At 44.8% G+C, this 11,514-nt stretch carries 9 protein-coding genes; 6 read left to right on the top strand and 3 right to left on the bottom strand.

Annotated features, from left to right (window positions below):
• Positions 1-230 precede the first annotated feature (230 nt).
• The 4 genes from ACBR23_RS21785 (at position 231) to carB (ending at position 6,902) form a co-directional block, all read left to right on the top strand.
• On the top strand, positions 231-767 hold the full coding sequence (locus ACBR23_RS21785; RefSeq protein ID WP_371119843.1) for a type II CAAX prenyl endopeptidase Rce1 family protein: 537 nt from the start codon (positions 231-233) through the stop codon (positions 765-767).
• A 45-nt stretch (positions 768-812) separates the two neighbouring features.
• Entirely contained in the window at positions 813-2,039 is a 1,227-nt protein-coding gene (locus ACBR23_RS21780) for a HEAT repeat domain-containing protein (RefSeq protein WP_371116088.1), read from the top strand.
• 24 nt (positions 2,040-2,063) lie between these two features.
• The gene (locus ACBR23_RS21775; protein ID WP_371119844.1) at positions 2,064-3,101 is read left to right on the top strand and encodes a glycosyltransferase family 8 protein; all 1,038 of its coding nucleotides are present in this window, start codon (positions 2,064-2,066) and stop codon (positions 3,099-3,101) included.
• A gap of 495 nt (positions 3,102-3,596) precedes the next feature.
• On the top strand, positions 3,597-6,902 hold the full coding sequence (gene carB / locus ACBR23_RS21770; RefSeq protein WP_371119845.1) for a carbamoyl-phosphate synthase large subunit: 3,306 nt from the start codon (positions 3,597-3,599) through the stop codon (positions 6,900-6,902).
• Between the two features lie 242 nt (positions 6,903-7,144).
• Here carB and ACBR23_RS21765 read toward each other — a convergent pair whose 3' ends face one another.
• Together ACBR23_RS21765 and surE are read right to left on the bottom strand one after the other, a co-directional pair.
• Positions 7,145-7,543, bottom strand: a complete 399-nt coding sequence (locus ACBR23_RS21765; protein ID WP_371116085.1) for a hypothetical protein — start codon at positions 7,541-7,543, stop codon at positions 7,145-7,147.
• Between the two features lie 125 nt (positions 7,544-7,668).
• Entirely contained in the window at positions 7,669-8,475 is an 807-nt protein-coding gene (gene surE, locus ACBR23_RS21760) for a 5'/3'-nucleotidase SurE (protein ID WP_371119846.1), read from the bottom strand.
• 188 nt (positions 8,476-8,663) lie between these two features.
• Here surE and pheS point away from each other — a divergent pair, with 188 nt between their 5' ends.
• Both pheS and ACBR23_RS21750 read left to right on the top strand, forming a co-directional pair.
• A complete protein-coding gene (gene pheS / locus ACBR23_RS21755; RefSeq protein ID WP_371119847.1) occupies positions 8,664-9,668 on the top strand; it encodes a phenylalanine--tRNA ligase subunit alpha in 1,005 nt (334 codons plus the stop codon).
• Positions 9,669-9,692: 24 nt separating this feature from the next.
• Positions 9,693-10,097 carry an ABA4-like family protein gene (locus ACBR23_RS21750; RefSeq protein WP_340524781.1) on the top strand — a complete coding sequence of 135 codons (405 nt, stop codon included), beginning with the start codon at positions 9,693-9,695 and terminating at the stop codon, positions 10,095-10,097.
• Between the two features lie 136 nt (positions 10,098-10,233).
• Here ACBR23_RS21750 and ACBR23_RS21745 read toward each other — a convergent pair whose 3' ends face one another.
• Complete coding sequence (locus ACBR23_RS21745; protein ID WP_371119848.1) at positions 10,234-11,511, bottom strand: tetratricopeptide repeat protein; 1,278 nt, start codon at positions 11,509-11,511, stop codon at positions 10,234-10,236.
• Positions 11,512-11,514: the final 3 nt, after the last annotated feature.

Below are 11,514 nucleotides of genomic sequence, written 5' to 3'. Positions count from 1 at the left end.
AAGAAGGAAGAACAACCCCCCCCAGCCCCCCCCAAGGGGGGAAATAAGAAGGAAGAAGGAAGAAGAACCCCCCCAGCCCCCCCCAAGGGGGGAAATAAGAAGGAAGAAGGAAGAAGAACCCCCCCCAGCCCCCCCCCCAAGGGGGGAAATAAGAAGGAAGAATATTTATAACCAATAACAAATAACCAATAACAAATAACCAATAACCAATAACCAATAACCAATAACCAATGACTAATTACTTAGCACTACTTGCACATCGAGTCACCATGGCTGTTTCAACTATGCCCGATCGCACTGATTGGCTGATTACTTTGCTGCTGCTGATGGCTTATAGTGCGATCGCGCTTCCAATTGGTTTTTGGTCAGGATTTCTGAAAGTAGATCGGCAAACCTCTTGGCGTACAATTATTGGGGTAACAGTGGGCTGTTTGTTCAGTCCTGGCATCAGCGAGGAAATCTGGTTCCGCGTTTTAATGCTACCCCACAAGCAGGAAAATGCTTCTGGGTTAACGCTAGGGCTTTGGGTAAGTCTGAGTTTGGCGCTGTTTATAGTCTACCATCCGCTCAACGGGCTGACTTTTTACCCAGTGGGGCGATCGACCTTTCTGAATCCAGTGTTTTTGCTACTGGCAGCCCTCTTGGGGGTCGCGTGTAGCATTGCATACCTCCAAAGTGGCTCAGTATGGCCGGCTGTACTGATTCACTGGCTGGCGGTGACAGTCTGGCTGCTGCTATTGGGCGGTTACAGGAGGCTATATGGTTAAATATAAAAGTCGAGTACAACTATTTTGTCGCGAGGTATTTAAGTTGTGGCTATCATAGGAGCGATCGTCGGTTTTTTAGTAGGCATAGTAGTTGCTTACTCCTTGGTGGAAAAACGGTTAAACAAGCAAAAACAAGAACACTTAGAGCAAACTCGCCAAATTGCTGAGGAAATAGAAAGAGCTCACCAGTCTCGGATTCAGCAAACAGTCCAATCTCTGCAAGTAGAACAGGATGAGCGACTCAGACAAGTTACTCTCGAACACGAAAATTTACTCAAACAAGTTACTACCGAACACGAAAATCAGCTCACAAAAATTATTGAAGACCGAGACAATCAGCTCAGACAAGCTACTAGCCAACAGGAGAATTATCTCCGTACATTGAGTGCCGAATTAGCAGGCGACCATGATTCTCAGTTGCAAGAAAATATCCATTCATTGCAACAAAAACACCAAGCAGAATTACTCAAGCTGGCTGAAGAATTGCATCAGAACTATCAAGCTCAAATCGATGATAACATCCAAAATTTGCAACAACAACATGAAGTTAGGTTAAGAGAAACTGCTGAGGAATATCAAAACCGCGAAGTGGAGATGCAGTTAAGATTGCAATCTTTGCAAGCAGAATACGAGAGTCAATTAGTAGCAGTAAATCAGCAGTTACAAGCTCACGAAGCCCAGATGCAATTCACCATCAAGTCTTTACAAGAGCAGTATGAAAGTCAGTTAAATCAAACACAAGTGCCGCCGTCACAGTTTCGGGAATTAGAGCCAACAGAAGTGCCGCCGTCACAGTTTCGGGAGTTAGAGCCAACAGAAGCGCCACCTTCGCAGTTCCCAGAGTTAGAGCCAACAGAGTTAAATCAAACACAATTTACAGCACCGCCTCAAATAGTCAGACAAACACCAAATTATTCCCTAGCGCAGTGGATGGGAATTGTTCAAAGTCAGGATACAGAATCGCGAAAATTAGCAGCATCTGCTTTAGGTAAAATTGCGGCTGCGAATCCTTTGAGAATAGATAATCAGCGAGCCATAGAAACTTTGGGAAAATTAGCTCAAGATTACGCTCCTGAAGTTCGCCAGACTGCGGTGGAAGCTTTAGGAACAATTAAGTCAGAAAAAGTGATTCCACTTTTGCAAAAAGCTTTGCGAGATACAGACAGCGTTGTGGCTAAATCTGCCAGTGCTGCTCTAAATAAGTTTAAGTTTTATCGGCGCGTTTCCGCGGTCAAAGCGAAAATTAGTCCAGTGAAGAAACCCCAGCGTTAAGCCATTAACCTGTCCCATAGTCTGATGATTCTCACAGTTCGTCATCCTAAGCAGACTCAACAAATGAAGCGTATCCTCCTTCCCAGACTTGAGCCTGGGAAGGCAGAAAACCGTTGTTATCCGAGCCCATGGAGTCGCTTCTCAAAGGTCAAATCTAGAGAATTGGATTTTACCAAAGATTATGGTACTTTATTTATTAAGACCCTTTCCTTAATGAGTGAAATGTACTTATCCATTGTTGGCGATCGTAATTACATTTTAGGAATAGCAGCAATACTAAAATCCATAGAACTGAATGCTACCACAGACCCCAATCAGTCCGTTAACATTACAGTTGTCTCCACGGGTTTTAATACAGAGCAACAGGAAAAGTTGCAACAGTGCTGCAAATATAAGATTGAATGGCAAGAAGTGAAAGATAATTACAATGAGTTGATGTCGCTTTCTGGTTCTAAACTAACTTACGCTAGATTGGAGCCGGAAAAATACACAAAGGCGACAGAAAGACTAATCTGGCTCGACAGTGATATGATTGTGTTGGACAGCTTAGAGCCACTGTGGAATTTAGATTTTCAAGGAATGCCGATCGCGGCAGCGCTCAATGTGTGGGGTAATCCCAATAATGATCAAGATAAAAACCCTTATTTCAATGCAGGCTTATTAGTTTTCAATATGAAACTTTGGCTTGAAGAAAAGTTGTCAGAAAAAATGATTGCTGATGCGAAAGTCAACCTTTGGTCTGATTGCGACCAAGGGACATCAAATTCGGTTTTAGCGGGACGGTGGTATCAACTAGATCAGATCTGGAATAATCCTGATACTGAAGACACTTCTACTAAAGTGATGCACTTTATATCCCGACCAAAACCTTGGGAAAGTCCTGAACCGAATAAATTATGGATGGAGATGTTGTCTCAAACGCCGTTTAAGGATGAACTGGCGAAAATTCAAAATAATTCTGATTGGCTTTTGAATTTAAAGCTCAAATACGCAAGATGGGAGCCTTGGGTAAGGCACCCGATCAAAAAAATCAAGAGTTATTTAAAAAAACGATCCAGGTAAATTACGGAAAAATTAGCTCTCAAACCCCGTCTTTCTCAACCTCAAATCAGGAAATTAGGTGGAGAAAGCGGGTTTTTGCGTCCTTGGCTATAGGAGTTTAGTCGATCGCCAAAATATTTAGATAAAAATTATCATCAAATTATGGACTGGTCCTATCTATCCAAAAGCGATGTCTGGGTAGCGAAGCCAGTAGCGGCGGAACGTTGACAGCAGTTTGCCTGGTAAATTGTATTTTACAACACAAACTAGGCGACAGCACTTAAAATAGTCTGGATTTACCGATACACTGCACCCTTAGCAGGCGATGTATATTACCAAGAGTAGGGGGGTTGTGCCTTCAAAATCCTGAGAATGGTGCACAATTTCAAATTAATATCACATAACTGCACCATTTTCAGTAAGCTTTGGGTAGAACAGGCTTTCTAGCCTGTTGATAGCAATGGTGCAAAATGTAAAATCGATCGTTAATCTTGTCCAACTACCAATTACGAACCTATGCCCCGTCGCCAAGACTTACAAAAAATTCTGCTAATTGGTTCCGGCCCAATTGTGATCGGTCAAGCTTGCGAGTTTGACTATTCGGGGACGCAAGCTTGCAAAGCTTTGCGAGAAGAAGGTTATGAAGTAGTGCTGGTGAATTCCAACCCAGCTACCATTATGACCGATCCAGAAACAGCCGATCGCATCTACATCGAACCTCTAACGCCAGCCATCCTCGAACAAATCATCGCTAAAGAAAGACCACAAGCAATTTTACCGACAATGGGCGGTCAAACAGCCCTGAATTTAGCAGTTGCGGTCGCTAAGAATGGCGTTTTAGAAAAATACAAAGTTGAGTTAATTGGCGCTAAGCTACCAGCAATTGAAATGGCAGAAGACCGACTGCTATTTAAAGAAGCGATGGCGCGCATTGGAGTAGCTGTGTGTCCTTCGGGAATTGCCAACAATCTAGATGAAGCCAAAGCAATTGGACACCAAATCGGTTCTTACCCGTTAATTATCCGTCCCGCTTTTACAATGGGTGGTACCGGAGGAGGCATTTCTTACAATCAAGAAGAGTTTGAAGAAATGGCACAAGGTGGCATTGATGCTAGCCCTGTCTCTCAAATTCTGATCGAACAATCTTTAATCGGTTGGAAAGAGTACGAACTAGAAGTGATGCGGGATTTAGCAGATAATGTGGTGATTATTTGCTCGATCGAAAATATAGACCCGATGGGAATTCATACCGGGGACTCGATCACAGTCGCGCCGGCCCAAACCCTGACAGATAAAGAATACCAACGGCTGCGGGATGCTTCGATTAAAATCATTCGGGAAATCGGAGTTGAAACTGGCGGTTCTAACATTCAATTTGCGGTGAATCCGGTAAATGGAGATTTCATCGTCATTGAAATGAACCCCCGCGTTTCCCGTTCCTCGGCTTTAGCCTCAAAAGCCACAGGATTTCCCATTGCGAAAATGGCGGCAAAATTAGCAGTGGGCTACACCCTGGATGAAATTTCTAACGATATTACCAAGAAAACTCCTGCTTCTTTTGAACCCACAATTGACTACGTGGTGACGAAGATTCCCCGATTTGCTTTTGAAAAGTTCCCCGGTTCTGAACCGACCCTGACAACGCAAATGAAGTCAGTGGGAGAGGTAATGGCGATCGGGCGTAGCTTCAATGAATCTTTCCAAAAAGCGCTGCGAGGATTAGAAACTGGTCGGGCGGGTTTCGGTTGCGACAAACCCGAAAAGTTGCCTAGTTTGGAACAAATTCGCGCCGGATTGCGGACACCAAATCCCGATCGCATTTTCACAGTTCGTCACGCGATGATGATGGGAATGTCGGTGGAAGACATCTTTGAACTCACAGCAATTGACCCTTGGTTTTTGGACAAAATGCAGGAATTGCTGGAAACTGAAAAGTTCATGAAGCGGACCCAGCTCCAGCAGTTGACCAAAGACACAATGTTTGCCATCAAGCAGTTGGGATTTAGCGATCGCCAAATTGCTTACGCGACCAAAACATCGGAAGATGAAGTTCGCGCTTATCGCAAAAATTTAGGAGTAACACCGATTTACAAAACTGTTGATACCTGCGCAGCCGAATTTGAAGCATTCACGCCTTATTACTATTCTACCTACGAATTGGGAACAGCAATTTGGGAATTAGGCGATGAAGAAAAGAAGATTTCACCAGTGGCTCACAGTCTCAGCCCAGAGTCAGAAGTTTTGCCTTCTACTAAGCGCAAAGTAATGATTTTAGGCGGTGGTCCTAACCGCATCGGACAGGGAATTGAGTTTGATTACTGTTGCTGTCATGCTTCCTATTCCCTAGGAGCAGACGGGTTTGAGACAATCATGGTTAACTCCAACCCAGAAACGGTTTCGACGGATTATGATACCAGCGATCGCCTGTATTTTGAACCTCTAACCAAAGAAGATGTTCTCAACATTATCGAGGCGGAAAATCCAGAGGGAGTCATAATTCAATTTGGCGGACAAACCCCGTTAAAATTAGCACTGCCTTTACAAAAAGCCCTCGAAAATCATCCAGATGTACAAACAAAAATCTGGGGAACTTCGCCGGATTCCATTGATACTGCTGAAGACAGAGAAAGATTTGAAAAAATTCTGCGACAGTTGAATATTCAGCAAGCTGCTAATGGTTTGGCCCGCAGTTTTGAGGATGCTTTAATCGTAGCTCAACGGATTGGTTATCCAGTAGTAGTCCGCCCCAGCTACGTGTTAGGCGGCCGAGCCATGGAAATTGTTTATTCCGATACGGAATTGGAACGTTACATGACCTATGCGGTGCTGGTAGAACCAGACCATCCGATTTTAATTGACAAGTTCTTAGAGAATGCGACAGAGGTAGATGTAGACGCGATCGCCGATATTACAGGTAATGTCACTATCGGGGGCATTATGGAACACATTGAGGAAGCGGGAATTCACTCCGGCGACTCTGCTTGTACCATCCCTTACCAAACACTTACTGAAGCAGCTTTAGAAACAATTCGCCGCCAGACAGTGGAATTAGCCAAAGCCCTGAAAGTGATCGGGTTGATGAACATTCAATTTGCGGTTCAAGGAGAGCAAGTTTTCATTTTGGAGGCGAACCCACGGGCTTCTCGAACAGTGCCTTTTGTCTCCAAGGCGATCGGAGTACCCCTAGCAAAAATGGCCTCGCGGGTAATGTCTGGTCAAACTCTGGAAGCTTTAGGTTTTACTAAAGAAGTTGTACCCACTCACGTTTCGGTGAAAGAAGCCGTACTACCCTTTGCTAAGTTCCCTGGAACCGATACTTTATTAGGACCAGAAATGCGATCGACTGGCGAAGTCATGGGGATTGACACCGATTTTGGCAAGGCCTTCGCCAAAGCTCAATTGGGTGCTGGACAAGTCATGCCACTGTCAGGAACTGTACTGGTTTCCATGCGCGATCGGGACAAACTACCAGTTGTACCAGTTGTCAAGGAATTCTTGGAATTAGGTTTCAAAGTAGTAGCCACTCATGGTACTCGCAAAGTATTGGAAGAGCAAGGTTTAGATGTAGATTTGGTCTTAAAACTCCATGAAGGGCGGCCCAACTTGTTGGATTCGATCAAGAACGAGAAAATTCAACTAATTATCACCACACCTTCTGGTGAAGAGTCCCGCGCCGACGGCATCTTTATCCGTCGCACAGCATTAACCTACAAAATTCCGATTATTACCACCATTGCCGGTGCGAAAGCGACGGCGGCGGGAATTCGATCGCTCAAATCTAACCCCATGGAGGTAAAAGCAATTCAGGATTATTACCCCTAAATTTCCATCGTCCTTGCCTTTTTGAGCCATGGCTGATTCACATTTTGCTTAACAAAATCAGGCTTGACATGAGGGTGGGGCGTAGGTAGAAATTAATTTTCAGGTAGTAGAGTAGATCGATCGCCTTTGATTCAATCCTCATCCAAACACTGCCCCCAGATTTATCTGGGGGCTAAATTGTCTTATACCTAAAAGAAGATAAATTTAAAGGCATTGAATGTCAAAATTCAAGTAGCGAAATGTTAACGAGAGACTCCCTGGGAATTGCCACTCCCACTCACCCACTCTAAAAATCCTTGAAACGGCTGCTGTCGCGGTAAGGATTGTTCTGTCGTCACGATCGCAAATCCCAGAAATACAGCACTTCCCAAAAGAGCCAACAACGGGAAATGCTTCCCAATCCCCAAATCGCGCTGAATGCGAGCTAGAGGCCGACTCTCGCGCCTGAGCATCTTCCCCACCGTTAATTGTTTCAGGCTAAAAGGATCGCGGACAAAATGGCCACTCCAACTAATTACCAAATGGGAATGACAGTGAGGACAACTGAATAGTCCGCTAACCATCCCCACAGCGCCGACGATGCTGGAACGGTTGCAAATCGGACAAGTGACAGAATGAGTGTTGTAGGTGGGAGCGTTCATAACTGTTTTTCTTGAGTAAAAAACCAATAACCAAGAGAGAGGGTGCGCTAATGCCTAGGGCATATACCTAAAGAGGTACTTTTCCTTAATTCCTAGTTTACCTCTGATATCCGCGCGATCGGATCTCAATTCATTGTAAAACCTTTAAATTTCCAATCCTGTAAACTCTGCAAGTCTCGGCCACAGGTGAGGTTGTATTGAAGAGGAGTAATGGTAATTTTATGGTCGCGAATAGCTTGTACATCCGTAGGAATATCCAGCAAATCAGAGGTTTCTGAAGTTTCTTCCACATCTTCTAACAATTCCCCAGCTAGCCAATAATAAGTTTTGCCGCGCGGATCGGTGCGCTTTTGAAATATATCGAAATAGCGGCGAATCCCTTGACGGGCGATCGCAACTCCGGTAATTTCTGCTTGTTTAACCGCTGGTATATTCACATTCAACAACATGGGTTTTGCCATCGGTTGTTTTTCCAACTGTGAGAGCAAAGTCACGGCAAAATTTACTGCCGGCTCAAATTCCAAGCAAGCATAGCTCGCAAGGCTGAAAGCAATGCTGGGAATCCCTTCCATAATGCCTTCCATCGCCGCCGAAACCGTCCCGGAACAAATGATATCCGTTCCTAAATTCGGGCCGTGATTAATACCGGCCAGAACAAAATCTGGCGGTTTGTCCAGTAAAGCCCACAAAGCTAGTTTCACGCAGTCCGCGGGAGTACCGGAACAAGCCCAAGCTTTGATTGCTGGGTCAAAAATAGATTCGACAATTTCGGCGCGGATGGGTTGGTGCAGGGTGAGACCGTGACCTGTCGCCGACCGTTCTCTGTCGGGACAAACTACGCTTACGTCATGACCAGCGGCGGCGAGTGCGTTGGCGAGGCTGCGGATGCCTTGTGCAAAGATGCCGTCGTCGTTGCTAATTAGAAGTTTCATGAAAAGTTTTGTAGGCCACATGACAATACTAAACTAAATTCAAGTCTGGCGATCGCTTTGGTCTCTAATTACCAATTACCGACTAAAATCTCAAATGTAAAATCAACCAGCCACTCGCACTCAAATTGCGCTAAACTCAGCTTGGCTCCAACAGCCATCAATCTAAAATCTAAAATCTAAAATCTAAAATGACTGTCCAGCTAAGCGACATTGAAACCCAACTAGAAACCCTAGGCCAAGAAGCCAAAAGTGCGATCGCCACCACCAATACCCTCGAACAACTCGAACAGTTGCGCGTCAATTACCTAGGTAAAAAAGGTCAACTCTCTCAAGTTTTAGGCATGATGGGCAAACTGCCGCCCGAACAGCGACCGAAACTAGGTGCGATCGCCAACACCGTCAAAGAAGCCCTACAAACCGATTTAGAAGACAAACGCACCTCCCTCCAAACCGCCCAAATCCAAGCCAAACTAGCCTCAGAAACCCTCGATGTCACCATGCCTGGGATTTTTCGCCCCCAAGGCAGAATACACCCCTTAAACAGCGTCATAGACCGCGCTTTAGATATCTTTGTTGGCCTCGGCTACACCGTAGCCAACGGCCCAGAAATGGAAACAGACTATTACAATTTTGAAGCACTAAACACCCCGCCAGACCACCCAGCGCGGGATATGCAAGATACCTTTTATCTCCCAGGCGGAAACCTGCTGCGAACCCAAACATCCTCGGTGCAAATTCGCTACATGGAACAGCACAAACCCCCGATTCGGATTGTCTCTCCAGGCCGCGTTTACCGCCGCGATACCGTCGATGCTACTCACGCCGCCGTCTTCCATCAAATTGAACTTTTGGCCATAGATGAAGGGCTGACTTTTACTGACTTGAAAGGCACAATCAAAGAATTTTTGCGACAAATGTTCGGCCAAGATTTGCCAATTCGTTTTCGCACAAGTTATTTTCCGTTTACAGAACCGTCTGCCGAAGTAGATTTGCAGTGGAATGGTAAATGGCTAGAAGTTTTAGGATGCGGCATGGTCGATCCTAATGTTCTGAAAGGAGTTGGTTTAGACCCGGAAAAATACAGTGGTTTTGCCGCCGGTTTTGGTGTCGAGCGCTTCGCAATGGTACTGCATGAAATTGATGATATTCGTCGGGTTTATGCCAGCGATTTGCGCTTTCTACGCCAATTTTAATTAACCATAGAGCCGTGATTTAAGATGACACCAGAACTAATTTTTACAGTAGGAAACCTGTTCGTTTTGCCCTTCTGGGCAATCATGATTTTACTACCAAACTGGGGAATCACTCGAAAAATGATGAATTCCTTCATCCCCTTTGTAGTGCTCGCCCTGATGTATATCTATTTGTTTGTTACCAGCATCACCCCAGAAAATGCTGCCGCTTTGTCAAATCCCAAACTAGCAGATATCGCCAAATTTCTTGGGGAAGAAACCGCCGCAGCTACAGGATGGATACATTTTTTAGTGATGGACTTATTTGTCGGGCGTTGGATTTACTTAGAAGGACAACGCACCGGAGTTTGGACAATTCATTCCCTCGCATTGTGTCTATTTGCAGGTCCGATGGGATTGCTTTCTCACATTCTTCTTCCTTCTTCCTGAATTTCCCCCCTTGGGGGGGGCAGGGGGGGGTGACTTCTTCCTTCTTCTTAAAATCGAATTGTCGGGTGCGTCAGGAGAGTTTTTTAAACAATTTTTAAGGTTCTGGAACTGACGCACCTTACCAATTTAGCCCATGTTACGAAGTCCTTTGCAATTGCTTGTTAACCTTGAGAATTTTTTTATCAAAATACTCTTGTCTGTGTCCCAATCTTTTAGCCACATCCAAGGCTTTTTGATAAGCTTCTAAAGCTTTGTTGTAGGTTTTCATCTCCTGATAAACTTGACCAAGATTATCGTAAGCATTCATCAATCCATACAAGTTATAAGCCCGTTCTTCTAACAGTAACTGCATTTGATAAATCCGCAAAGTCGGTTCCCACTGTTTTTGCGATCGATAAAGCAATGCTAATTTTTCCAACGCTTCACTAGCGTTGCCATACTGTTGAATAGGGACAGCTAAATTGTATGCTTCCTGATAGTATTGAGCAGCTAAATTGATTTGACCTAGGGTTTCGTAATCCGCAGCGATCGCAATTTTTAGCGGTGGTACAGCGTTAGGATTTTGCAGATTCATATATACTGATACCAATTTCTCCCTAGCTGCGATCGCCTTCAGATGTTGTTTTGACTGGTGGTAAACATAGGCCAACTGTCTCAGAGAATCCACCTCAGTGGGAGGAGTTACAGCCACAGGAGACGCACCATTCCCCGCCACCACAGGCGGAGTCGAAACCACAGAGTTTGCAGCAAATAAAGCGCGATTTTCCTGAATTAAACTTGCCAATTCCTCATACACAGCAGCAGCTTTTTCATAACTCAACCAATTGATATGAATTAGCCCCATCGCCTTTAAAGTCTGACCCTCAGCCAAAATATCCTGTTGCTGCCGCGCATTGTCAAGAATTTGTTGATAAACTTCTATAGTCGGGCCCTTAGCACGCACTTGTTGAAAAGCAGCAGCCAAAACTCGCAGTAAATCAATATCAACTGGTACCTGAGATTTGACTTGTTTTTGAATTACTTGGAGCCGTTGAGTAATAAACTGTAATTCAATGGTTTTACTGTTACTCCAAGCCACACTTCCTACCCGACTCAAAGCAGCAATTTCCACCGCCGGGCCCAGATAGCGTCGCAGGCGCAATTCTCGGAACCAAATATCAAAAGCACCCACTCCATCTCCAGCTTGCAGTTTAGCCAAGGCTTCTAAGTTTAAGCCATCTAAAGCCACACTCAATTCATCCCGCTGAGTGCTACTCAAAGATTCATTGGTGGGAGTTAAGGGATCGGGTGTGGTAATCTCTAACGGATTAGGAGAAAATTGATCCAAACCTGGTGGAGTGGTTTGAGCGCTAGCAATTGAACTAGCACAAAGCCAACAGAAAAGCAAGCACCCGATGGGTACAGAAATTCCCATCCT

It is taken from the genome of Microcoleus sp. (assembly GCF_041354475.1).
In the GTDB taxonomy this organism is placed as follows: domain Bacteria; phylum Cyanobacteriota; class Cyanobacteriia; order Cyanobacteriales; family Microcoleaceae; genus Microcoleus.
The sequence above is the reverse complement of the archived record's forward strand: the minus strand, read 5'-3'. Positions and strand labels throughout refer to the sequence as shown.